At 70.7% G+C, this 24106-nt stretch carries 20 protein-coding genes; 8 read left to right on the forward strand and 12 right to left on the reverse strand.

Going from position 1 to position 24106, the window contains the following annotated elements; translation table 11 throughout:
* Positions 1 to 18: 18 nt before the first annotated feature.
* From ACFVTC_RS04355 to panB, 3 genes are all read right to left on the reverse strand, one after another.
* Positions 19 to 843 (reverse strand): ABC transporter permease, encoded by an 825-nt coding sequence (locus tag ACFVTC_RS04355; RefSeq protein ID WP_390123822.1) that lies wholly within the window; start codon positions 841 to 843, stop codon positions 19 to 21.
* Entirely contained in the window at positions 840 to 1868 is a 1029-nt protein-coding gene (locus ACFVTC_RS04360) for an ATP-binding cassette domain-containing protein (protein WP_390123824.1), read from the reverse strand. Before ACFVTC_RS04360 ends, ACFVTC_RS04355 begins: the two co-directional genes overlap by 4 nt.
* Before the next feature lie 229 nt (positions 1869 to 2097).
* The gene (panB, locus tag ACFVTC_RS04365; RefSeq protein ID WP_390123826.1) at positions 2098 to 2985 is read right to left on the reverse strand and encodes a 3-methyl-2-oxobutanoate hydroxymethyltransferase; all 888 of its coding nucleotides are present in this window, start codon (positions 2983 to 2985) and stop codon (positions 2098 to 2100) included.
* Positions 2986 to 3367: 382 nt separating this feature from the next.
* On the opposite strand from panB, the gene ACFVTC_RS04370 reads away from it, so the two are divergent.
* From ACFVTC_RS04370 to ACFVTC_RS04385, 4 genes are all read left to right on the forward strand, one after another.
* Complete coding sequence (locus ACFVTC_RS04370) at positions 3368 to 4960, forward strand: DHA2 family efflux MFS transporter permease subunit (protein ID WP_390123828.1); 1593 nt, start codon at positions 3368 to 3370, stop codon at positions 4958 to 4960.
* A gap of 102 nt (positions 4961 to 5062) precedes the next feature.
* Positions 5063 to 5683: a TetR/AcrR family transcriptional regulator gene (locus ACFVTC_RS04375; RefSeq protein ID WP_390123830.1), complete on the forward strand. Its 621-nt coding sequence runs from the start codon at positions 5063 to 5065 to the stop codon at positions 5681 to 5683.
* Positions 5684 to 5903: 220 nt separating this feature from the next.
* Positions 5904 to 6941, forward strand: a complete 1038-nt coding sequence (locus tag ACFVTC_RS04380) for an endonuclease/exonuclease/phosphatase family protein (protein ID WP_390123832.1) — start codon at positions 5904 to 5906, stop codon at positions 6939 to 6941.
* A gap of 203 nt (positions 6942 to 7144) precedes the next feature.
* Positions 7145 to 8368, forward strand: a complete 1224-nt coding sequence (locus ACFVTC_RS04385; protein WP_390123834.1) for an MFS transporter — start codon at positions 7145 to 7147, stop codon at positions 8366 to 8368.
* 4 nt (positions 8369 to 8372) lie between these two features.
* Here ACFVTC_RS04385 and ACFVTC_RS04390 read toward each other — a convergent pair whose 3' ends face one another.
* The 4 genes from ACFVTC_RS04390 to ACFVTC_RS04405 form a co-directional block, all read right to left on the reverse strand.
* Positions 8373 to 10418 (reverse strand): NAD(+) synthase, encoded by a 2046-nt coding sequence (locus tag ACFVTC_RS04390; RefSeq protein ID WP_390124690.1) that lies wholly within the window; start codon positions 10416 to 10418, stop codon positions 8373 to 8375.
* 181 nt (positions 10419 to 10599) lie between these two features.
* Entirely contained in the window at positions 10600 to 12540 is a 1941-nt protein-coding gene (locus ACFVTC_RS04395) for a protease pro-enzyme activation domain-containing protein (RefSeq protein WP_390123836.1), read from the reverse strand.
* A 338-nt stretch (positions 12541 to 12878) separates the two neighbouring features.
* Entirely contained in the window at positions 12879 to 13502 is a 624-nt protein-coding gene (locus ACFVTC_RS04400) for a DUF305 domain-containing protein (RefSeq protein WP_390123838.1), read from the reverse strand.
* Between the two features lie 14 nt (positions 13503 to 13516).
* Complete coding sequence (locus ACFVTC_RS04405) at positions 13517 to 14188, reverse strand: DUF3105 domain-containing protein (RefSeq protein ID WP_390123840.1); 672 nt, start codon at positions 14186 to 14188, stop codon at positions 13517 to 13519.
* Between the two features lie 179 nt (positions 14189 to 14367).
* On the opposite strand from ACFVTC_RS04405, the gene ACFVTC_RS04410 reads away from it, so the two are divergent.
* Positions 14368 to 14802, forward strand: a complete 435-nt coding sequence (locus ACFVTC_RS04410) for an RrF2 family transcriptional regulator (protein WP_390123842.1) — start codon at positions 14368 to 14370, stop codon at positions 14800 to 14802.
* Positions 14803 to 14904: 102 nt separating this feature from the next.
* Here ACFVTC_RS04410 and ACFVTC_RS04415 read toward each other — a convergent pair whose 3' ends face one another.
* A complete protein-coding gene (locus tag ACFVTC_RS04415) occupies positions 14905 to 16098 on the reverse strand; it encodes a globin domain-containing protein (RefSeq protein WP_390123844.1) in 1194 nt (397 codons plus the stop codon).
* Positions 16099 to 16429: 331 nt separating this feature from the next.
* On the opposite strand from ACFVTC_RS04415, the gene glnA reads away from it, so the two are divergent.
* Together glnA and ACFVTC_RS04425 are read left to right on the forward strand one after the other, a co-directional pair.
* On the forward strand, positions 16430 to 17791 hold the full coding sequence (glnA, locus tag ACFVTC_RS04420) for a type I glutamate--ammonia ligase (RefSeq protein ID WP_390123846.1): 1362 nt from the start codon (positions 16430 to 16432) through the stop codon (positions 17789 to 17791).
* A 261-nt stretch (positions 17792 to 18052) separates the two neighbouring features.
* Complete coding sequence (locus ACFVTC_RS04425; protein WP_390123848.1) at positions 18053 to 18661, forward strand: GNAT family N-acetyltransferase; 609 nt, start codon at positions 18053 to 18055, stop codon at positions 18659 to 18661.
* Positions 18662 to 18854: 193 nt separating this feature from the next.
* Here the strand turns inward: ACFVTC_RS04425 and ACFVTC_RS04430 are convergent, their stop codons facing one another.
* Complete coding sequence (locus ACFVTC_RS04430; protein ID WP_390123849.1) at positions 18855 to 19409, reverse strand: DUF4760 domain-containing protein; 555 nt, start codon at positions 19407 to 19409, stop codon at positions 18855 to 18857.
* A gap of 469 nt (positions 19410 to 19878) precedes the next feature.
* Here ACFVTC_RS04430 and ACFVTC_RS04435 point away from each other — a divergent pair, with 469 nt between their 5' ends.
* Complete coding sequence (locus tag ACFVTC_RS04435) at positions 19879 to 20229, forward strand: peptidase inhibitor family I36 protein (RefSeq protein ID WP_390123851.1); 351 nt, start codon at positions 19879 to 19881, stop codon at positions 20227 to 20229.
* 123 nt (positions 20230 to 20352) lie between these two features.
* Here ACFVTC_RS04435 and ACFVTC_RS04440 read toward each other — a convergent pair whose 3' ends face one another.
* The 3 genes from ACFVTC_RS04440 to ACFVTC_RS04450 are packed head-to-tail and all read right to left on the reverse strand — an operon-like array spanning position 20353 to position 23685.
* Positions 20353 to 21387, reverse strand: coding sequence for a TolB family protein (locus tag ACFVTC_RS04440; protein WP_390123853.1), 1035 nt, complete (start codon positions 21385 to 21387; stop codon positions 20353 to 20355).
* Positions 21384 to 22796: an MFS transporter gene (locus ACFVTC_RS04445; protein WP_390123855.1), complete on the reverse strand. Its 1413-nt coding sequence runs from the start codon at positions 22794 to 22796 to the stop codon at positions 21384 to 21386. Before ACFVTC_RS04445 ends, ACFVTC_RS04440 begins: the two co-directional genes overlap by 4 nt.
* A gap of 1 nt (position 22797) precedes the next feature.
* Positions 22798 to 23685 carry an alkaline phosphatase family protein gene (locus ACFVTC_RS04450; protein ID WP_390123857.1) on the reverse strand — a complete coding sequence of 296 codons (888 nt, stop codon included), beginning with the start codon at positions 23683 to 23685 and terminating at the stop codon, positions 22798 to 22800.
* Between the last annotated feature and the right edge of the window lie 421 nt (positions 23686 to 24106).

The raw sequence follows: 24106 nt of genomic DNA on the forward strand, positions 1-24106 counted from the left end.
TCATGACCCGGGCGGACGTCAGCTCTTGGTACGGAACTTGTGGATCGCGATCGGCGCCATGACCACGGTGAGCCCGGCCGTCCAGGCGAGGGTCACCCACAGGCTGTGGGTGACCGGGCCGCCCACCATCAGGCCGCGCGTGGTGTCCGCGAGCGAGGACAGCGGGTTGTAGTCGGTGAAGGCGCGCAGCCAGCCGGGCATGGTGCCGGTCGGCGAGAAGATCGACGAACCGAACTGCAGGGGCATCAGGACGAGGAAGCCCATCGCCTGTACCGACTGCGCGTTCTTCATGGTCACACCGAGGACCAGGAAGATCCACATCAGGGCGGAGCCGAAGAGGACGGAGAGCCCCACCGAGGCGAACAGGCCCGGCCAGTTGGTGATGTCGAAGCCGACCAGCACGCCGACGACCAGGAGGATCGTCGTCGCGACGAGCATCCGCATCAGCTCCACCACGATCTTGGCGAAGAGCACGGAGCCCTGGCCGATCGGCAGGGTGCGGAAGCGGTCCATCACACCGGTCTGGAAGTCCTGGTTGAAGCCGGTGCCGACGGCCGTCGCGATGTTCATGGCCGTCATCGCCATCAGACCGGGCACCACGTACTGCACGTACCTGTCCTGGCCGCCGCCGAGCGACTGCCCGATGGAGCCGCCGAAGACGTACACGAACAGCAGGGTGAAGACGACCGGCATCAGGACGGCGTCGAACATCGACTCCGGGTCCTGACGGATCCACAGCAGGTTGCGGCGGACGAGGGCGCCGATGTGGCGCGCGTGCGCCCGGGGCGAGATGCGCGGGTCGCCCTGGGCGGCGAGGGGGGCTTCGGCGACAGCGGTGGTCATACGGAGACCTCCTCGTAGGCGCGGGCGGGGGCCTGGTCCTGCGGGGCACTGGCCTTGTGGCCGGTGAGGGACAGGAAGACCTCGTCCAGACTGGGCAGTTCGGTGGAGATGGAGGCGATCGTGATGCCGCGCGCGCTGACCGCGCCGACCACGGCCGTGAGCTGTTCGTCGCTGAGGATCGGCACCACGACGGTGCCGGTCTCGATGTCCACGGCCGAGGAGGCGAGACCGGTGAGGCCCAGCTCGTCGAAGAGGGCGGCCAGCGGACGCAGCTCCAGCGGGTCCAGCGGGCGGATGCGCAGCGTACGGCCGCCGACCCGTGCCTTCAGGTCGTCGATCCGGCCGTTCGCGATGACCTTGCCGCGGTCGATGACCGTCAGTTCGGAGGCCAGCTGCTCCGCCTCCTCCATGTACTGGGTGGTGAGCAGCACGGTCGCGCCGTCCGCCACCATCCGCTTGACCTCCTTCCACACCTCGTTGCGGGTGCGCGGGTCGAGGCCGGTGGTCGGCTCGTCCAGATAGAGGACGGACGGGTGGCCGATCATGGAGGCGGCGAGGTCGAGACGGCGGCGCATGCCGCCGGAGTACGTCGACGCGGGGCGCTTGGCGGCGTCGGTGAGGGAGAAGCGCTCCAGGAGCTCGTCGGCGCGCCGGCGGGCCTCCTTGCGGGGCAGGTCGAGCAGCCGCCCGATCATGTACAGGTTCTCCCAGCCGGGGAGCTTCTCGTCGACCGAGGCGTACTGGCCGGTGAGGCCTATCACCCGGCGGAGCTGGCGGGGCTGGGTGAGCACGTCGTAGCCGGCCACCGTCGCCCGGCCGGCGTCGGGGGTGACCAGGGTGGACAGGATGCGGACGAGGGTGGTCTTGCCGGCGCCGTTGGGTCCGAGCACGCCGAGGACGGTGCCTTCGTGGACGTCCAGGTCCACGCCGTCCAGTGCCTTGGTCTCGCCGTAGTGCTTGACCAGTCCCCGCACGGTGACGGCGCTGCGGGCGCCGGTGCCGGGGTTCTTGTCGATTCGCGTCATGCCCACAAGATGTCAGTGCCCACCGACAAACCGCCTACAGGGTGCCTACAGTCCTCCGCGGTCACCGACAGGCCGCCGACAGCGGCCGCCGGGTCGCTGACGGGCGTGCGCACCCCGCCGTCCGTCCCCGCCGTCCGTCCCCGCCGTCCGGGAACGGCGACAGCCCGCCGACGGGGGAAGTTCGGCGGGCTGTCTTCGTGCCGCAATGGCTCGGTGGGGCCTGGTGACGCTAGTGGACGGAGTGCTCCTCGACGGGGAACGTTCCGCCGACGACGTCGTCGGCGAACGCGCGGGCCGCGTCACCCATGACCGCGCGCAGATCGGCGTACTGCTTCACGAACTTCGGCACCTTGCCACCGGTGAGGCCGAGCATGTCGGTCCACACCAGGACCTGCGCGTCGGTCTCCGGTCCGGCGCCGATACCGACGGTCGGGATGTGCAGGGTGCGGGTCACCTCGGCGGCGAGCTCCGCCGGGACCAGCTCCAGGACGACGGCGAACGCGCCCGCGTCCTGGACCGCCTTGGCGTCGCGCAGCAGCTGCTGGGCGGCTTCCTCGCCGCGGCCCTGGACGCGGTAGCCCATGGAGTTCACGGACTGCGGGGTCAGGCCGATGTGCGCCATGACGGGGATGCCGGACTCCACGAGCAGCTCGATCTGGCGGTGCGAGCGCTCGCCGCCCTCCAGCTTCACCGCGCCGACCCCGGCCTCCTTGACCAGCCGGGTGGCGGAGCGCAGGGCCTGGACCGGGCCCTCCTGGTACGAGCCGAAGGGCAGGTCGCCGACGATGAGGGCGCGGCTGGTGCCGCGGACGACCGCGGCGGACAGCATCGTCATCTCGTCGAGGGTGACGGGCACGGTCGTCTCGTACCCGAGGTGGCAGTTGCCGGCCGAGTCGCCGACGAGCATCACCGGGATACCGGCCTCGTCGAAGACGGACGCGGTCATCGCGTCGTAGGCGGTGAGCATGGGCCACTTCTCGCCGCGCTCCTTGGCCGCGGTGATGTCGCGGACCGTGATGCGGCGGGTGCTCTTGCCTCCGTACAGCGCCCTGCCGCTGTCGGTGGTGGCCCGCGCACCGTCGGCGGGCTGGTTCGGGGCAGCCGAGAGCTGCGTCATCGCAACGGCTCCTTCTGTCATCTCGAGGCGCCCTGACGGCGTCCCCGGATCCCCTCCATGGTGGCACCTCGTGCCAACGGGGGCCAGACCAGGTCGAGCGACACGCGTCTCATCCTCCGCCCCGGGGGTCCCCCTCTCCATGGATTCGTCCCCCGCGGCCCAGCGCTCCGGGGCCGGTGACAGGGGGCCGGGGGCCGGTTCCCGGGGGTTCGGCTCTCCGGGCCGGACTCGCGCCGGCCGCCCGCCGTCCCGCCCGCCGGTTCACCCGTCAGGCGGTGCGTACGCCCCATCCGTCCGGTTGGTCCGGATCGCTTCGCAAGGTCTCCGTAAAGGATTTACGATACGATACGGTTCCGTATCGAATTTCGTTAGGCTCCCGCACATGACAACTCCCGCTGCCCCCGCCGAACGGCGTGTGCCCGAAGCGGTGCATCGGCGCCGCTGGGCCATTCTCGGCGTGCTCATGCTCAGCCTGTTGATCGTGGTGCTGGACAACTCGATCCTCAACGTCGCGATCAAGACGATCTCCACCCCGGCGCCCACCGGACTCGGCGCCACGCAGAGCGAGCTGGAGTGGGCGATCAACGCCTACACGCTCGTCTTCGCCGGGCTGCTCTTCACCGCGGGCCTCCTCGGTGACCGGCTCGGCCGCAAGAAGGTCCTGCTCGCCGGTCTGGCCGTCTTCGGCGTGGGCTCGGCACTGGCGGCGGAGTCGGGCTCGCCCGTACAGCTCATCGTCTTCCGTGCCGTCATGGGCTTCGGCGCGGCCTTCGTGATGCCCGCCACCCTCGCCGTCCTCATGAACGTCTTCGAGCGCGAGGAGCAGCCCAAGGCCATCGGCATCTGGGCCGGCGGCGTCGGTCTCGCCATCGCCATCGGCCCGATCACCGGCGGTGTGCTGCTCGCCCACTTCTGGTGGGGCTCGGTCTTCCTGATCAACGTGCCGATCGTGATTCTCGCGCTCGTCCTGATGTTCTGGCTGGTCCCCGACTCCCGCGACCCGAGCCCCGGCCGCGTCGACCTGGTCGGTGTCGTCCTGTCCGTCATCGGGCTCGTACTGCTCGTCTACGGCATCATCAAGGGAGGCCAGCTTGCCTCCTTCACCGACGCGACGGTCCTCGCCACGATCGGGGCCGGAGTCGCCGTCCTGGTCGCCTTCGTCGTCTACGAGAAGCGCAGCGACCATCCGTCCATCGACGTCACGTACTTCAAGAACAAGGTCTTCTCGGCCGCCATCGCCGCCATCGCGCTCGTCTTCTTCGCGCTGATGGGCGTGACCTTCTTCTCCGTCTTCTACACGCAGAGCGTGCGCGGCTACTCGCCGCTGAAGACCGGTGTGCTGATGCTGCCGCTCGCCGCCGCCCAGCTCATCTTCGCGCCGCGCGCCCGCCTGGTCGTCGACCGCATCGGCAACCGGGCCACATGCACGGGGGGCCTGCTGCTGCTCGCCGCGATGCTCGGCGCGTTCGCGACACTGAAGGCGGACACCCCGATCTGGCTCCTCGAGGTCATCTTCTTCCTGATGGGCACCGGTATGGCGCACATCATGACCCCGACGAGCGTCGTCATAATGCAGGCCCTGCCGCGCGAGAAGGCCGGCTCCGCCTCCGCCCTCAGCAACGTCTTCCGCCAGGTCGGCGGCGCCCTGGGCATCGCGGTCCTCGGTTCGGTCCTCTCCTCGGCCTACCGCAACGGCATCGAGGACAAGCTCTCCCTCCTGCCGCCCGGCCTGCGCCACACCGCGGGCGAGTCCATCGAGGCCACCCTCGGGGTCGCCGCCAAACTCGGCCCCCGGGGCGACGCCCTGGTCACCCCGGCCAACGACGCCTTCCTGCACGCCATGCACGTGACCGCCCTGTGCGGCGCGGGAGTGGCGATCGTGGGCGCCGTCGTCGTGGCCCTCTTCCTGCCGGGCCGTCCGCCCACCCCGCAACAGGACGAGGACCGGACGGAGTTGGTGACCGCGGAGCACTGACGGAGGGACGCGGCGGGGCACCCCCTTGCATCGGCACCGGGTGCCCCACACGCCGTGGGCCGGCAAGAACCACCAGGGCAGGACGAAGGAACGGAGCGACACGTGAACCTCGCTGACAGCCGGGAAAGGCAAGAGGGTTCCCCCCGGGGGCGCCCCCGCAGCGAGGCCGTGGAACGCTCCATCATCGAGGGCGCGGTGAAGCTCCTGGAGGACGGTGTCCCGCTCGCGGACATCTCCATCGAGCGTCTGGCGCGCACCGCGGGCGTCGGCAAGGCGACCATCTACCGCCGTTGGAGCGGCAAGGAGGAACTCTTCGTCGACGTCATGCGCGCCACCGAGCCGCCGGACGCCGAACTCCCGGGCACCTCCATGCGCGACGATCTGATCGCCCTTCTGGAGCCGCTGCGCCGGCGGGGCCTGGCCAGCCGCTCGTCGGCGCTCCTGCACAACGTGTACGCCCAGATAAAGACCAGCCCGAAGATCTGGGCGGCCTACCAGGCCACCGTCATCGAACCGCGGCGCCGGACCACCTTCGAAGTCCTGCGCCGCGGACAACGCGACGGCGAACTCCGCGACGACGTGGACATAGAGGTCATCAACGACCTCTTCGTCGGACCCATGCTGGTGCGCGCCGTGATGCGCCCGGAGGCCGAACTCCCCGAGGACCTCGCGGAGCAGATCGTCGACGCGGTGCTCACGGGGCTCCGCCCGCCCGGACGTTAGCCCATCTGTTCGGCGTTGGTTCACCTGGCCGACCCGTAGGCCGAATGTGCGCGTTTCGTCACAGAGGGCGCGCTTCGCTCCCGATTCGGAACTCCGGACACCGAGTTGTTCGTCCTCGTGCCCGTACGGCCGTCATGGGACGGCAGGAACGGCACCGATCATCCCCTAGGGTCGTAACCGCGGGGCTGACGGTGTGCACGGCAGGTTGTGAGGCGACGGTATGGCGCAGGCGTATATGACGGAGACGGGCAGTGGCGACTCGGGGCCCGAGCGCCGAGGCCCCCGTTTTCGGCGCCTGCTGGACAGATGGCGCGGCGACCGCGGCATCTGGCGCCGGGGCCTGATCCTCGCCGCGCTCGCGCTGCTCCTGGCGCTGGTGATGCTGCTGCACGCGCAGATCCCCAACCGGATCGGCAACCTCGGCAGCCTCACAGAGACGTTCCTGCCGTGGCTGGGCCTGTTCGTCCCGGTCCTGCTCGCTCTCGCGCTGGTACGGAAGTCCGCGACCGCCCTGATCGCCGTGCTGCTCCCCGCGATCGTCTGGCTGAACCTCTTCGGCGGACTGCTCGTCGACAGGACCGGAAGCGGCGGCGACCTCACCGTCGCCACGCACAACGTCAACGCGGAGAACCCCGATCCGTCCGGCACCGCACGCGACGTGGCCGCCTCGGGCGCCGACGTGGTGGCCCTGGAGGAACTGACGGCCACGGCGGTCCCGACGTACGAGAAGGCGCTGGCGGCCACGTACAGGTACCACTCCGTGCAGGGCACCGTCGGGCTGTGGAGCAAGTACCCGCTGACCCGGGCCAGGCCCGTGGACATCAAGCTGGGCTGGACGCGGGCGATGCGGGCGACGGTGACCACGCCGGACGGCGCCGTCGCCGTGTACGTCGCCCACCTGCCCTCGGTACGGGTGAAGCTGGAGGCCGGGTTCACCGCCCGCCAGCGCGACCGCAGCGCCGACGCGCTGGGCGAGGCGATCGCCGACGAGCCGCTGAAGCGGGTCGTCCTGCTCGGCGACCTGAACGGCACGATGAACGACCGCGCGCTGAACGGCGTCACCTCGCAGATGCGCTCCACGCAGGGCGCGGCGGGCAGCGGCTTCGGGTTCAGCTGGCCGGCGTCGTTCCCGATGGCCCGGATCGACCAGATCATGGTCAAGGGCGTCGAGCCGGTGACCTCCTGGACGTTGCCCGGGACCACCAGCGACCATCTCCCGATCGCCGCCCGTGTAAAGGTCGCGGCAACCGGGTCTTAACCTGCTGGAATACTGGGCCTGAGAGACTTTGTTCCATAGTTGAACTTACAAAGCCCGTGCACACCGGTGTGCACGGGCGTCTCCGTGCGTGCCGAACGGCCCGCCGGCCGGTCCGGTCTCGTCCGCGCCACGCCGCCCGTAGGCCCGCCCCCGTTCCACTCGGCCCGGCTGTCGCACCCTCCGCTCCATTGAAAGGCCCCTTCATGCCCCTGGCCCTGCTCGCCCTCGCCGTGGGCGCCTTCGGCATCGGCACCACCGAGTTCGTGATGATGGGCCTGCTGCCCGACATCGCGGACGACCTCCACATATCCGTCCCCGCCGCGGGACACCTGGTCTCGGCGTACGCGCTCGGCGTGGTGGTCGGCGCCCCGCTGCTCGCGGCGGCCACCTCCCGTATGTCCCGCCGCAAGGTCCTCATCGGCCTCATGGTCCTCTTCGTCGCGGGCAACGCGCTCTCGGCGCTCGCCCCCGACCAGCACTGGCTGCTCGCCGCCCGCTTCCTCAGCGGTCTGCCGCACGGCGCCTTCTTCGGCGTCGGCGCCGTCGTCGCCACCGGCCTCGTCGCCCCCGAGCGCAAGGCGCGCTCCGTCTCGCTGATGTTCCTCGGGCTGACCGTCGCGAACATCGCGGGAGTGCCGGCGGCCACGTTCATCGGCCAGCACTTCGGCTGGCGGGCCGCCTTCCTCGGGGTCGGCGTGATCGGTCTGGCGGCGATCGCCTCGCTGGCGCTGCTCGTCCCGCACGACCACACCCATGCCGCCACCGGCGGCCTGCGCGGCGAACTGGCGGCCCTGCGTTCACTCCCCGTCTGGCTTGCCCTGGGGACGACGGTGGCCGGCTTCGGCGCGCTGTTCTCCGCGTACAGCTACGTCACGCCGATGCTCACCGGGTCCGCCGGGTACGCCGAGTCCAGCGTCACGCTGCTGCTCGCGCTGTTCGGCGTCGGCGCGACGGTGGGCAACCTGGCGGGCGGACGGCTGGCGGACCACTCCCTGCGCGGCACGCTCTTCGGCGGTCTCGCGTCCCTGGTCGCGGTGCTCGCCCTCTTCCCCCTGCTGATGTCGGCGCAGTGGAGTGCCGCTCTCGCCGTCACCCTGCTCGGCACGGCCGCCTTCGTCACCGGCTCGCCGCTCCAGCTGATGGTCATGGAGAAGGCATCCGCTGCCCCGTCGCTGGCCTCGTCCGCGAACCAGGCCGCGTTCAACCTCGCGAACGCGGGAGGTGCGTGGATCGGGGGGCTCGCGCTGGCCGCGGGGTTCGGCGCCACCTCCCCGGCGCTCGCCGGAGCCGCCCTCGCCGTGCTCGGCCTGGCCGTCGCCGGGACGGCGTACACGGTCGACCGCCGCCGTGTGACCGCCCGGGTGGTCACCCCCGGCCGTCTGGTCGCCGCTCACGTCCCCGACCGGCCGGAGGCCCTGCGCCGCTGAACGGTCAGCCCTGCGTCTCCGGCGGGTCGAAGCGGGCCAGGTCACGCAGCCAGGTGCGGGCCGAACCGTCGGACGGCGCGCGCCAGTCGCCGCGCGGCGAGAGCGAACCGCCCGCCGAGACCTTCGGCCCGTTCGGCATCGCCGAGCGCTTGAACTGCGCGAACCCGAAGAAGCGGCGGCAGAACACCTCCAGCCAGCGCCGGATCTCCGGCAGGTCGTACGCGACCCGCTCGGCCTCGGGGAAACCGGGCGGCCAGGCGCCCGCGTCCGGGTCGTGCCACGCGTGCCGGGCGAGGAAGGCGATCTTCGACGGCCTGAACCCGTAGCGCAGCAGGTGGAAGAGCGTGAAGTCGTGCAGCGCGTACGGGCCGATCTTCGACTCGGTCGACTGCATCTCCTCGCCCGGGACCAGCTCAGGGCTGATCTCCGTGTCGAGGATCGCGGCGAGCGTCCGGTCGGTGTCCTCGCCGAACTGACGGCTCGCGATGACCCAGCGGATCAGATGCTGGATCAGGGTCTTGGGCACACCCGAGTTGACGTTGTAGTGACTCATCTGGTCGCCCACGCCGTACGTGGACCAGCCGAGCGCCAGCTCCGACAGGTCGCCGGTCCCGAGCACGATGCCGCCGCGCTGGTTGGCGAGCCGGAACAGGTAGTCGGTGCGCAGTCCGGCCTGCACGTTCTCGAAGGTGACGTCGTACACGGGCTCGCCGGACGCGAAGGGATGCTCCATCTCCTTCAGCATCAGCCGGGCGGTCGGCGTGATGTCCAGTTCGGCCGCGGTGACGCCGAGGGAGCGCATCAGCTCGTGCGCGTTGCCCTTGGTGTGGTCGCTGGTGGCGAAGCCGGGCAGGGTGAAGGCGAGGATGTCACTGCGCGGGCGGCCGGCCCGGTCCATCGCGCGGGCCGCGACGATCAGCGCGTGCGTGGAGTCAAGACCGCCGGACACCCCGATGACCACCTTCGGGCCACCGATCGCGGCGAGCCGCTGCTGGAGTCCCGCGACCTGGATGTTGTACGCCTCGTAGCAGTCCTGGGCCAGCCGGTCGGGGTCCGCGGGCACGAACGGGAAGCGCTCGACGCGACGCCGCAGGCCCAGGTCGCCGGCCGGCGGGTCGAGCCGGAACGCCACCGTCCGGAAATCGGCGGTGCGGGGGGTGTGGGTGCGCCGGTTGTCGTCGAAGCTGCCGGTCCGCAGCCGCTCCTGCCGCAGCAGGTCGAGGTCGACGTCCGCGACGGCGCACTGGTCGTCGAGCGGGAAGCGGTCGGACTCGGCCAGCAGCGTCCCGTTCTCGTAGATCATGGTCTGTCCGTCCCAGGACAGGTCGGTGGTCGACTCGCCCAGGCCGGCCGCCGCGTAGACGTACGCGGCGATGCAGCGCGACGACGCCGAGCGGCACATCAGCTTGCGGTCCTCGGCCCGGCCGACGGTGATCGGACTGCCGGAGAGGTTGGCGAGGACGGTGGCGCCCGCCAGCGCCGCCTCGGCGCTCGGGGGCACCGGCACCCACATGTCCTCGCAGATCTCCGTGTGCAGGACCAGGCCCGGGACGTCGTCCGCGGCGAACAGCAGGTCCACACCGAACGGCACGGACTCCCCGTCGACCCGGATCGTGCCACCGCGCTCGTCGTCGCCCGCGGCGATCTGCCGACGCTCGTAGAACTCCCGGTAGTTGGGCGGGTACGACTTGGGTACGACACCGAGGACCCGGCCGCGGTGCACGATCACCGCGCAGTTGTAGACCCGGTTGCGGTGGCGCAGCGGGGCGCCCACGACCAGGACCGGCAGGAGTTCCGCCGACCCTGCCACCACGGTCCGGAGCGCCTCCTCGACCTGGTCGAGCAGCGCGTCCTGGAGCAGCAGGTCCTCGATCGAGTAGCCGCACAGTCCCAGCTCCGGGAAGACGGCGACGGCGACACCCTCCCCGGCGCACCTGCGCGCCTGGCGCAGGACCGCCTCGGCGTTGGCGGGCGGGTCCGCGATGACGGTGTGGCCCGTGCAGGCGGCGACGCGTGCGAAGCCGTGCTGATAGAGCGACCGGAAGTTCAGAGAAGGCACCCGCCCAGTGTAATCGTCAGAGCGACACGATGGGGTGCGGGGCGCCCCACGGGCCCACCCCGCGAGAGACGGGGAAGGGCCGGGCCCACCCCGCGCGAGACGGGGAAGGGCCGGGCCCACCCCGCGCGAGGCGGAGCGGGCCCGGCCCCTCAGGCCAGAGCCGGGATCGGGCTCAGTGGCGACGGTACGACTCGACGTAGCCGGGGGCGGGCGAGCCCACTCCGGTGACGTCGTCGTAGCCGCGTACGGCCGACAGCGAGCTGTCCTTGCCGAGGCTGCGCACGGAGATCAGCAGACCCCCGGACGCGTCGAACGAGTTGGCGAAGTCCACACGCGCCACGGCGAGTCCGGAACCCTTGGGGTTGTCCGTGACGTCGTGGTACGCCTTGGAGCCGTACTTCGCGTAGATCGACGGGTTGGCGAAACCGATCGCCTTGCCGCCGCGCGCCTCCTGGGCCAGGGCCTGGACGGCCGCGATCACCGGCGCGGCGAGCGAGGTGCCGCCGATCCGGTACTCGCTGTACTGCTGCGACCCGTCCGGGAAGGTCTGCGTCTGGCCGACGCGGAAACCGGTGTTGGGGTCGGCGATCGCCGCGATGTCCGGCACGGTGCGCATGGCCGTGGTGCCGTTGGCCTTGGCGAGCGCGCCCGGTACGACGCCCTTCTGGTAGAAGGGCTGCGCCACGGTCTTGCTGGTGCCGCCGCCCGCGCCCGAGGTGAACGCGCCCGGGAAGCCGGTCCAGCTCTTGCCGTCGGCCGCGAGGGCGGCCTTCTCGGTGCCCCAGCCGGTCTCGAACTGGTACTTGTCACCCTTGCCGACCGCCAGCGAGGTACCGCCGACCGCCGTCACCCAGGCCGAGTTGGCCGGGGTGTCGACCTGCTTCGTACCGGTGTTGGCGACCTCGTCGCCGTTGTCACCGGAGGAGAAGTAGAAGCCGATGCCCTCGACCGCGCCGAACTGGAAGACCTGGTCGTACGCGGCGGCGAGGTCCGGGGTCTGGTTGGCCTCGATGTCGCCCCACGAGTTGGAGACGATGTCGGCCAGGTGCCCGTCGACGATCTTGCTGAGCGAGTCGAGCAGGTCGTCGTCGTAGCAGGAGGCGGCACCCACGTACGTGATGCTCGCCCCGGGCGCGACGGCGTGCACGGCCTGGACGTCGAGGGTCTCCTCGCCGTACCAGCCGGCCGCGCCGCACTCCTCGGTCTTCGTGTAGGTGCCGGGCAGCACCTGACGCAGCTGACTGGTGGAGTACTTCGCGTCACCGTGGTTCTTGGCGTACTTCGCCGCGTCGTACGCGATGGTCGGCGAGGCGTACGCGTCGGTGATGGCGACGCGGACACCCTTGCCGGTGCGCTTGCCCGCACCGTAGGCGGCGCGCAGCTGCTTGCCGGTGTATCCCTGCACCGCGTACGGGATCTTCTTGCCGTACGCGTTCGGCAGCGTGCTCGCGGTGTTCGAGCCGTAGTACGAGGAGAACGGCCCGGCGTTGCGGAACACCGCGTCCGGAGGCGGCAGGGTGTCGCTGTGCGTCGCCTTGTGCGGGGCGTTGTCCAGGCCGGTGACGGTCAGGACGGCGCCGTTCAGGGCGGACGGGACGGAGGCCGACCCGGCCGGAGCCCGGTAGGTCTTCCCGCCCTTGGTGTAGTTGTGCAGCTGGGTGCCGAACGCCTTCTCGGCGGCGGCGACGTCACCGGTGACGGAGACGTAGTGCTGCGTGCTGCCGGTGACCTTCAGGCCGGCCGACTTCAGCCACGAGGTCACCTCGGTGACCTGTGCCTTGGTGGCGCCGAAGCGGGCCCGCGTCTGCTCGGCGGAGAGGTACTTCCCGTACGAGGCAGACGCCGGGTCGGCGACGGCCTTGGCATACGCGGCAAGGCCGGCGGCGTCGCGGCCCGCGAAGTAGACCCGGGCGGAGACCTGGGAGCCGTCGGACGTGGCCCCCTTGTCCGCCTTCGGCGTGGCCCACGCGGGCTTGGTGCCCGCGAGGGTGTGCCGGCTCGGGCCCGTCGCGGCGTGGGCCGCGGGTATGCCGAGCGCCAGCGCGCCGGCGAGCATCGGCAGCGCCGCTGCCATGCTCACTCCGGCGCGTACTGCAGCGCGATTGGATCTCATAAAACCCCCTGCGATGCGGTTCGTCGCATGTGCGGTCGTCCGTGATGTGCGAGACCGTGCGCCGAACGCAGGGCACACGGAATGGATCACGCTGGGGTCACTCTGGCGATGAACCGTTCATGCAAGGGGAATGAGAAGGCCAAGGAAACGCCAAGTGGCTGTGATTGAAGGTCATTTGGGCCGGTTTGGAGAGAGCCCTCCGACGGCCGTAGGGATATCCCTCGACTTCGCGCGAAGGGGTTCCCCGCCCCGGGTGCGGCGCTGGGGCGTGTTACGGGAGCCCCGCCTGCCGCCTGCCGCCTGCCGCCGGGCGGCCGACGGGGCTTCCGCAACACGCCCTAGTCGCGCGCCTTCGCGCCGCGTGCCTTCAACAGGTCGGCCATCAGCTTGATTTCGGACTGCTGCGCGTCGACCATGCCCTGCGCGAGCTTCTTCTCCACGCCGACCGTGCACTTCTGGACGCAGCCCTCGGCCATGTGGATACCGCCCTTGTGGTGGTCGGTCATCAGCTGCAGGTACAGGATCTCGGCCCGCTTGCCCTTCAGCGTGTTCAGCTTCTTCAGCTCGGTGTTGGTCGCCATGCCCGGCATCAGCGCGCCGTCCTTGCCGGAGGCCATGTCGCCCATGCCCATCCAGGTCATGGGCGGGTCCGCGGACACCTTCGGCAGCTCCCACAGGTCGAGCCAGCCCAGCAGCATGCCGCGCTGGTTGGCCTGCGTCTGCGCGATGTCGTACGCGAGCCGCCGTACCTCCTCGTCGCCCGTGCGGTCGCGCACGAGGTAGGACATCTCGACGGCCTGCTGGTGGTGGACCGCCATGTCCCGCGCGAAGCCCGCGTCCGCGGAGTCCGCGGCGGGCGTCCTGGTCCCGGGGTCGTCGCTCTCGGCGACCGCGTACGTGATGGCGCCGGCGGCGACCAGCACCGCCGCCGTGGTGCCCGCGATCCAGCCCACCTGCCTCATCTGCCTCAACCGGCTCACTGCGCCAGGCCGTTGGTGCAGGCGGCACCCGGCTCGGGCGTCTGCTTGCCCTGCACGAACTCGGAGAAGAACGTGTCGACGGCCGGGTCGCTCGCACTCGTCACCGTGCGCTGCTTGCCCCAGGCGCTGAGCATGATCGGGTCCTTCTGGTCCTCGACAGGGCTCATCAGGGTGTACGGGGTCTTCTTGACCTTCTCCGAGAGCGCCTTCACGTCGGCGTCCGAGGCCTTGCCGTTGTACGTCACCCAGACCGCGCCGTGCTCCAGCGAGTGCACGGCGTTCATGTTGCCGACCGGCTTGGCGTAGACGTCGCCGTTGCAGTTCATCCACACCTGGTTGTGGTCACCGCCGACCGGGGGCTCCATCGGGTACTTCACGGTCTTGGTGACGTGGTTGCGGGACAGCTTCCCCGACCACGTCCGCACGCCGTCCTTGCCCGAGACGAAGTGCCCGGAGCCGCCGCCCTTGGAGTCGCTCGCCGAGGTGTCGCTCTTGTCGGACTGCGACCTGACCAGGACGACACCGCCGACCACGAGACCGACGACGACGACCGTGCCGGCCGTGATCGCGAGGATCCGGTTGCGACGCTCCCGGGAACGTTCGGTCTTGCGCATCTCTTCTATGCGCGCCTTGCGCTGCGCGGAGGTGGTGTTCTTGGCGGAACCCATGGCGAGTCCTTATGGGGATGGGACGGTCGGGTCCGCTGATCGTAATGGGGAGAGGGTGCCCCACAGGCGATCAGGGCACAGAATGTCCGAACGCGGGCGCTCCGCGACAACGGCGCCGACGGTTCCGTGCGCCCCGCAGATAATTTGAACCTCGGATGCGCATTATTTACGCTGGCGTCATGAGGCTGCTCCGCTCCACCGACCTGGCCCTGCGTGTGCTGATGCGGCTCGCCGTCGCGGGCGACTCGACGCCCACGACCCGGGAGGTCGCGGCGGACATGGACGTCCCCTACACGCATGCCGCGAAGGTCGTCGCCGAGCTCCAGCACCTCGGGCTGCTCGCGGCCCGCCGAGGCCGGGGCGGGGGTCTCACCCTCACCGAGGCGGGCCGTACGGCCTCGGTCGGCGCCATCGTCCGGACCTTCGAGGGGGACGGTGACGTCGTCGACTGCGAGGGTGCCGCGCCCTGCCCGCTGCACTCCGCGTGCCGGCTGCGGGGTGCGCTGCGGCGGGCCCAGGAGGCGTTCTTCGCCTCGCTGGACCCGCTGACGGTAGGGGACATGGTCGCGGCACCGACCGGCCCGCTGCTGCTGGGAATCTCCAGCCGGCCCTGAGGGTCCCGTCTCCTTGCCGGTGCCCGCGAGTGCCCGCGTGTGCCCGCGTGTGCCTGCCGGTGCCTGCCGGAACGGGACCGGCGGTCCTGCCGCGCGCTCCGTTCAGTCCTGTGCGAGCCAGAGGTCGGGTCCGAACACCTCGTAGTGGATGTCGGCGGCGGCCACGCCCTTGCCGAGGAGCTGGGCGCGCACCGCCCGCATGAAGGGCAGCGGGCCGCACAGGTACGCCCGGGTGCCCGAGGCGACCGGCACCGAGGAGAGGTCCGCGCGGCCGGGCAGGCCGGTTTCCACCCTCTCGGAGTCCCGCTCGTACCAGAAGTGGACCGACGCGTCGGCGAGCTTCGCCGCGTACGCCTCGTGGTCGGCGCGCAGCGCGTGGTCGGCGGGGGAGCGGTCGGCGTGCACGACCGTGACCGGGGCGCGGTGTCCGGTGAGCACGAGCTGTTCCAGCATGGCGATCATCGGGGTGACGCCGATGCCGGCGGAGGCCAGCAGCACGGGGGCGTCGAGGTCGTCGAGCACCAGATCGCCGTACGGGGCGGAGACCTCCAGGGTGGAGCCGACTCCCACGTCGGTGTGCAGGTGGTTCGAGACCTCCCCCTCGGGGCTTCCGGCGTCGCGCACCCGTTTGACACCGATCCGGCGGTCCGGCGAGCCCGGGGCGCCGGCCAGGCTGTACTGGCGTATCTGGCGGGCGCCGTCCGGCAGCGTCACGCGGACCGAGACGTACTGGCCCGCCCGGAAGTCCGGCAGCGGCCCGCCGTCTGCCGGGCGCATCCGGAAGGTGGCGACATCGGCGGTCTCCTCGTCGCGGCCCACGACCTCCCACGTCCGCCAGCCGGAGCGACCGTCCGCGTGCTGGGCGTACAGCCGCTTCTCCAGGGCGATCAGGGCGTTCGCCATCAGCCAGTAGACCTCGTCCCAGGCGGCCGCGACCTCGGGGGTGACCGCGTCGCCGAGGACCTCGGCGATGGCCGCGAAGAGGTGTTCGTGCACGACCGCGTACTGCTCGGGAGCGATCCCCAGCGAGGCGTGCTTGTGCGCGATGCGGCTCAGCATGACGTCGGGGCGCTCGTCCGGCCGCTCGACGAGGTGGCCGGCGAAGGCGGCGATGGATCCCGCCAGTGCCTGGCGCTGGATGCCCGAGGCCTGGTTGCCACGGTTGAAGAGGTCGCGCAGCAGTTCCGGGTGGGCGGCGAACAGCCCCTCGTAGAAGCGGTCGGCGATCTCGCCGATGGCCGCGCCGACCGCGGGGAGGGTGGCGCGCACGGTGATGGTGGACTGCTCGGACAGCATCGGAACTCCTCGAGGTCATGACGGAAGCGGAGGGCCGCGGTCGCGGCTCCCTGGTCCTGTGAGGCACGGTAGTTAAAGTTGCATCTGAGATGCAAATTAAAGTGCGGAGAGAGCGCGGAGGCGGGGCATTACAAGGAGGCGGGTGAGCAGGCAGTATGGGCAACGGAGCGGGACACCTTCCGTATGCGAGGCGTTCACTCCGTGGTCGGCGGGCCGATCATGGTCGGCAACGCGCACGAAATGGTGTTGTGGTGGGATGCTCAGGTGCGCCGACCGTCTTCGAGGCGTGGGAGCAGGCGGCCTGACCAGCAAGGATGGGTGGAAGCGGAAGATGGACAAGCAGCAGGAGTTCGTGCTCCGGACACTGGAGGAGCGGGACATCCGGTTCGTACGGCTGTGGTTCACGGACGTGCTGGGCTTCCTCAAGTCGGTGGCCGTCGCCCCGGCCGAACTCGAGCAGGCCTTCGACGAGGGCATCGGCTTCGACGGCTCGGCGATCGAGGGCTTCGCCCGCGTCTACGAGTCCGACATGATCGCCAAGCCCGACCCGTCGACGTTCCAGGTGCTGCCGTGGCGCGCCGAGGCCCCCGGCACGGCGCGCATGTTCTGCGACATCCTGATGCCGGACGGCTCCCCGTCCTTCGCCGACCCGCGCTACGTCCTCAAGCGCGCCCTCGCGAAGACCTCCGACCTGGGCTTCACCTTCTACACCCACCCGGAGATCGAGTTCTTCCTGCTGAAGGACCGCCCGCTGGACGGCTCCCGCCCCACCCCCGCCGACAACTCGGGCTACTTCGACCACACCCCCCAGAACGTCGGCATGGACTTCCGCCGCCAGGCGATCACCATGCTGGAGTCGATGGGCATCTCGGTCGAGTTCTCCCACCACGAGGGCGCGCCCGGTCAGCAGGAGATCGACCTCCGCTACGCCGACGCCCTCTCCACGGCGGACAACATCATGACCTTCCGCCTGGTCATGAAGCAGGTGGCGCTGGAACAGGGCGTGCAGGCGACCTTCATGCCCAAGCCCTTCTCCGAGCACCCCGGCTCCGGCATGCACACCCACCTCTCGCTCTTCGAGGGCGACCGAAACGCCTTCTACGAGTCCGGCTCGGAGTACCAGCTCTCCAAGGTCGGCCGCTCCTTCATCGCGGGTCTGCTCAAGCACGCCGCGGAGATCTCGGCCGTCACCAACCAGTGGGTCAACTCCTACAAGCGCATCTGGGGCGGCTCGGAGCGCACGGCGGGCGCCGGCGGCGAGGCCCCCTCGTACATCTGCTGGGGTCACAACAACCGCTCCGCCCTCGTGCGCGTGCCGATGTACAAGCCCGGCAAGACCGGCTCCGCGCGGGTGGAGGTCCGCTCCATCGACTCGGGCGCGAACCCTTACCTGGCGTACGCGCTGCTCCTGGCCGCGGGCCTGAAGGGCATCGAGGAGGGCTACGAGCTCCCGCCGGGCGCCGACGACGACGTCTGGGCCCTCACCGACGCCGAGCGCCGCGCGATGGGCATCGAGCCGCTGCCCCAGAACCTCGGCGAGGCCCTCGCGCTCATGCAGCGCAGCGAACTGGTCGCCGAGACCCTCGGCGAACACGTCTTCGACTTCTTCCTGCGCAACAAGAAGGCGGAGTGGGAGGAGTACCGCTCCGAGGTGACCGCCTTCGAGCTGCGGAAGAACCTGCCGGTGCTGTAAGGGCAGGTCAGGGACGTCCGCGGGGACGTCTTCCGGTGTGCGGAACGGGGGCCCGCGGTCGTCGGCGGAGGGCCCCATGGCTGTCCTCACTGGCCCTGGGCCGTCCGGGAGCAGGGGTGTCGGTGCTGCTCCGGACACGTACGGGCTTCTCGTCGTTCGTCGGGCAGGCCCATTCGATGCACCACCACGACGTTCCGGGGGCTTGAGTCAGATGAACCACGAGATCGCCGACCTGTCCGCCCGAAGTGAGAACGAGCCCCGGTGAGGATCGTCCCCGCCCGACCGGGCGACGTGGCCAAGCTGCTGGCCTTCCGATCGGAGGCCGCGGCGTGGCTCTCGGGCCTCGGAACCGACCAGTGGCAGTTGCCTTACCCGGCGGCCAGGCTGCTGGAGACCATCGAGGACGGCACTGTCTTCATGGTCCTGGACGGTTCGGTGACGGCAGCGACCATCACCGTGACCCCGGACGCGGAAGCGGGCCTCTGGGCGGAGCGAGAACTCTCCGAGCCGTCCATGTTCATCAACAAGCTCTCCGTCGCACGGACGCACGCTGGGCGGAACATCGGTGGCCGGCTGCTCGACTGGGCCGGAGACCGGGCCCGTCGAGCCGGGGCCGAGTGGCTCCGGCTCGACGCGTGGACGACGAACAAGGACCTGCAGGCGTACTACCTCCGTCAGGGCTTTGAGCACGTCCGTACGGTCCTCGACGGGGGAGCGGTCAACGGAGGCCCACGGGTGTCGGGTTGGCTGGCGCAGCGGTCGACGGAACGGACCGAACACGGCTTCGTGGACGAGACTCCGGAGCCGGAACGACCAGGTGGTGTCCAGGGCGTGTCGCGAGGCGGGCGGGACTTTCGCGACACGCGCTAAGGGCTGTCCCGTAATCCCCGGTGGATCAGCGCGCGGCGTCAGATGCGGCGCATCGCAAGGCTGAGGGTCGTCCTCATACTGGGCGTATTCGGGCGATCCGACAACGCGGCGAGGTGCCGTAGCTGTCGTCGTGCGCCCGCCGGGGATTACGGGACAGCCCTTAGGACGAGCAGTGCCCCCGTACGGGAGCTCCCTACCGCACCGGCTGTCCCTGCGAGGGCAGCGGTCCCGCGTCGCCGTCGGGGGCGATGTTCCGGCGCGGGGTCATCTCGGCGGCCAGCCACTCCAGGTTCTCCCACACGCGGGGCTCACCGTGCCGGCGCCGCTGTTCCACGACCCAGGGCCGGTAGTTGTTCCAGACGGAGATGATGAGACCGCCCCATGCTTCGTCGATGACATGCCGGTCGAAGGCGTCCGTCTGCGCACCGACGGCGAGGAAGTTGAACGTGGTGAGGTAGGACGCGACCAGCTTCGTGGCTCGGTCGTCGCCGGACAGCGAGAGACCGACCAGGGTCGTGATGGCCCCGTGATCCCGCTCGTGCGGTATGCCCTCGTCGAACAGAGCCTTCCGGCGATCCATGTTGGCCGTGAGGTACTCCATGGTTGCCTGCTTGCGACGTCTGTCGTGGTCCTGGTCCGTGCCGCGCGACAGCATGAGGAGCTGCCACGCGACCGCGCCGAAGGCGACGACGCTGACGAGCAGGGAGCCGAACGAAGCAATCAGGGACCACCGCTCATACGACGTCACGGCCGGATACGTTACGGAAGACACGCTGCCGGCGGGGGCTGATTCCGACATCTCGGTGCACGTGCGGAGGTGTACGGCCGGGCAGTCCGCGCTTGCTCATGGGTTCCACGCGATCTGACGGTCGTCACCGCATCTGGAACTCCACCATGAACCCGGTCGTAACCCGGTCGGACCGAGGAAGCGGGGGCGGCGTGCGCCGGCATCTGGGCCCGCGAGGGCAGGATCGACCGGGACCTCTTCCCCGAGCCCCGCGGGACGGTCCTGGACGAGGTGGCCGGCCTCCTCGGAGCCCGGGGCGACGCGCTCTCCGAAGAACTGCTGCGGGCCGCGCGTACGGCCCTCGCCGGCGTCCTGTGCCTGCAAGTGCCGTGCGCTGCTTGGTAGATGACGGCACGTCAAGCACTGGTGCGACCGTGTCCCGCGGGTTAGCATCCCGAAGTCTGTCGATCAAGGATTGAGGGAGCCTCACATGAGCGTGCTCAGGAAAAGCCTGACGACGGTGGCTGTGGCCGGTGCGTTGCTGGGCGGTGCCTTCGCCACGCCTGCTGCGGCGGCTGACCCCAATACCTGCCCGAAGGGAAAGGTCTGCGGATGGTCGGGGACGAACAGGACCGGAACCAGGACCGTCTACTCTGAAACGCCCGGCTGCGACACTTTCACCCCTGCTCGCTCCGTCTCGAACCAGACGTCCTACCGCATAGTGTTCTGGCACGTCACCACCGGCTGCGGCTACGGCACCAAGCTGCTCACCCTGGATCCGGGCCACTACTCCGACAACCCCGGGGGCACCGTCACGGGGATCGAGGTCTACAAGATCTAGCGCCGTGTCCTTCGCGGCTGCGGCCGAGCCCAGGCGTGCCGGCCAACACGGAGCAGGGGCAAGCCCGTCGTCGTGCCCGGCGGACGGTCCGTCGCCGGTCCGCGGGCGGTGGTTCCGTGGGGTTCAGCCCGTCGGCCCGTTCACGTACGCGGGGGACACCGCCGCGGTGCTGATGCGCCGCGGCTTTCCCGTGCCGTCGGACGGGACGGTGTACAGGTCGGCTCCGTAGTCACCGGGGAGGGCGTAGACGAGGGTGTGGTCGTCGCGCCAGACGGCCTGGTCGTCGACGCTGCGGGGCTCGGCGAGAGGGGTTTCGCGCAGGGTGCGGAGGTCCAGGACGTACAGACGCCAGGGGGCGTCCTTCGGGAGGCCCTTCACCCGCTTCTTGTAGGCGACGCGGGTGCCGTCGGGGGAGAGCGAGGGGCACTCGACGTTCGGGTGGACGGTGGTCAGGGTGCGGGCGCGCAGATCGCCCCGGACCAGGTACGTACTGCCGTGGGTGGCGAGCGTCGCGTAGAACGTGCGGTCGTCGGCGGCGAAGGTGACACCCCAGAAGTTGGCGTCCGCCGCGTGGTAGGCCCTGCCGTCCTTCACGACGCGGAACGCCTCCAGGGACGGGGTCAGCCGCCCCGTGCGGGTGTCGACGACCGCCGCGCGGGTCGAGAAGTTCGTGCCCGCGTACGAGTCGCCGCCCACGAACGCGGTCCAGGCGGCGTAGCGGCCGCTGGGGGAGACGCGGGCGCGGGACGGGATGCCGGGGACGTCGTAGCGGGCCGTCACCCGGAGGCGGGAGTCGAGGACGACGGCTCGGTAGGTGTCCTGGACCGGGCCGTGCTGCGACTGCAGACAGACCCCGGTGCCCCCGGCCGCGTAGAAGCGCAGGCACTTCACCTTCGAAGCCGTCCGCGGGCCCGACGGGTCCGACGCCGGGACCGACGTCAGTTCGTCGCGGTGCGGTCCCCACGCCATGTTCCGGAAGATCATGCGGCCCCGCGTGCTGAGCGCCACCTGCCCCGCGGCGATCCGCGGGCCACCCGGTACGGCATGGTCGCGGCGGTCGGCGCGGGCCGAGGCGTGCAGGACGGACGCCGTGCCGACGCCCGCCAGCACGACGAGGGCCGAGACGAGCACCAGGAGACGGGTACGGAGGGTGGTCATGCGGGGCCTTCCGAGGGGGCGGGACGCAGGGCGAGCGAGACCAGGACCCCGAGCGCGAGCAGCACGGCCGACACGGTGAGGGCCGTACGGTCGCCCCAGGCCGTCCAGACGGCGCCGAAGCCGAGCGAGCAGACGAAGCGGGCCAGCGCCTGGCCGGTCTGGACGAGGGCGAGCCCGGACGAGCGCAGCGCCTCCGGCACGCTCTCGGAGGCCGCGGCCATCAGCACGCCGTCGGTGGCCGCGTAGAAACCGCCGTGCAGGAGCAGGACCACGTACGGCAGCGCCGTGCCGTGCCAGGCCGAGAGCAGCAGGGCGTACACGAGCAGCAGGGCGCCGTGGCCGGCCAGGAACAGCCGACGGCTGCCGATCCGGTCGGCGAGGCGGCCCAGCGGGACGGCCAGCAGGAGGAACGCGGCGGCCGTACCCAGGGGGAGGAGCGCGAACCAGCGGTCCGGTACCCCCAGGCGCCGCTGGAGGAGCAGGAAGACGAAGGCGTCGCTGACCGTCGCGAGACCCAGCAGGAGGGCGCACAGGGTGATGCGGCGTACGGCCGGAGTGGCGAGCAGGGACAGGGCCGCGCGGAGGGTGGGGGGCGCGGTGGTGCCCGCGGGGTTCTCGCCGGACGGGGGGTTCTCGCCGGACGGCGGCGGCCCGGACTCGGACTCCGTCGCCTCCCCCGTGGACCGCCGCGTCGTCCCGCCGGGCCGCGTGGACCTCGTCGCCTCCGCGGACCGCGAGGACCGTGCCCCGGCCTTCGTGCGGGTGTCTCCCGGCACGAACAGCACCAGCACCAGTACTCCCACCACCGCCACGCAGAAGCTCACCGTGAACACCGCGTCGTAGCCGTCCACCGTCGCCCGCAGGATCAGGAAGGCGACCAGCGGGCCCAGCAGCGCGCCCGCCGTGTCCATGGCCCGGTGCACGCCGAAGGCACGGCCGCGCGTCGCGGGAGTGCTGGACAGGGAGATCAGCGCGTCGCGCGGGGCGGTGCGCAGGCCCTTGCCGGTGCGGTCGGCGGCCAGGACGAGGCCGATCGGGGTGAGCGAGTGTGCCAGCAGGAGCAGGGGTTTGCAGGCCGCCGAGAGCGCGTAGCCGAAGCCCGCCACCCACTTGTGGCGGCCGCCGCCGCGGTCGGCCAGATGGCCCCCGACCAGCCGGACGAGCGCCGAGAAGCCGTTGTAGACGCCGTCCAGCAGACCGAAACCCAGCGGTGACAGGCCGAGGCCCGCCACCAGGTACAGCGGGAGCACCGCGGTGACCATCTCGGACGAGACGTCGGTGATCAGACTGACCGTGCCGAGCGCCAGCACCGTGGGCGCGACCGCGGCGCGGCGCCGCCCGGCACGGGGCCGGGCGGCGCCTTCCGCGGACGCCGCACGCGCACCGGCGCGGCTGTCCGCCACGTACATCTCAGGACGTCCAGATGCCGGTGATGTCCTTGCCGGAGGCGGCGTTGCCGGCGTGCGGCAGGCCGTGCATGTCCTCCAGGGTGCGCAGCAGGTCGTAGTGGTTGTAGGTGGTGGAGGAGGAGGATCCGGCCGTCACCTGCTGGCCGTAGAGCACCGTGGGGATCTTGTTGCCGCTGAGCCGGTTGTCCTCGTCGAAGGTGACGACGAGCAGGCTGTTGTGGGTCTTGGCCCAGGTGGCGTAGGCACCCAGGTTGTTCTTCAGCCAGGTGTCCCCGGAGGACACCGAGCAGTCGTGCATGTCGCTGCACAGGTTCGGGACGACGAAGGAGACCTGCGGCAGCGTCGTGTAGTCGGCCGGGAACTGCGTGAAGGTCTTCGCGCTCGACGTCGGCACGTTGCCGAAGCCGAACCACGGGTTGTGCTTCTGCGCGTACTTGCCGCTGCTGCACGTCGTGGAGCCCTGGCTGGGCAGCGTCTCGTTGTAGCTCGCCCAGGTCTTGCCGGCGGCGATCAGTTCGGAGGCGAGGTTCGGCGCGGAGGAGAAGCCGGGCCTGACGCAGCTGTCGTCCGTGACGCCCTGGGTGGACCCGGAGAACAGGGCGTAGTAGTTGGGCTGGCTCGGGTGCGTCTGGGCGTAGGACTGGGAGAGGTTGGCGCCCCCGGTCTTGAGCGAGTTGATGTACGGGGCGCTGGAGGAGCCGATCACCTGGCTGTACGCGTGGTTCTCGAAGACCACGACGACCACGTGGTCCGGGGTCGGGACCCCGGCCGCGGCATGTGCGGTGGTGGATCCGCCGAGCCCGGTCCACAGTCCCACCGCGGCCGCGGTGAAGGCGAGGGCGGACGCCACGACGGCACGGCGGCGGCGGTACACGTTTCTGCCGGACACTTCAGACCTCCGGTGGGGGAGAGGCGACGGTGACGATAACAGTGCGAACAGAGCATGTACACGCCAGCGTTCGACCGCCTCACAGCACCCGGCCCGGGGGGTGAAGACCTGGTGAACTGCCCGCTTCGCCGACCCTTCAGCGCCCCCCTTGCGCCGGTCCCGCTGCCCTTGCCCTCCGCCGCCCGACGCACGTCAGGTGAAACACCGGCGCGTCTGGCCGAACGGCTCGCCCTTCCCGAGACCGAACTCCGTCACGGGCTCCACTCCTGCGACGGCCATGGGCGGTCGCCCCGCGACGGCCACGGGCTCTCGTCCCACGACGCCATGGTCCCGCCCGGGAGGAGTCACCGCACGCCCCGGCGCTTCCGCACGCCTCTCCGGCTAGGCTCGGGCTCGTACGACCTTGATCGGACCGGCTGTG

Origin of the sequence: Streptomyces sp. NPDC057950 (assembly GCF_042887295.1) — a bacterium.
GTDB classification, from domain to species: Bacteria; Actinomycetota; Actinomycetes; order Streptomycetales; family Streptomycetaceae; genus Streptomyces; species Streptomyces kaempferi.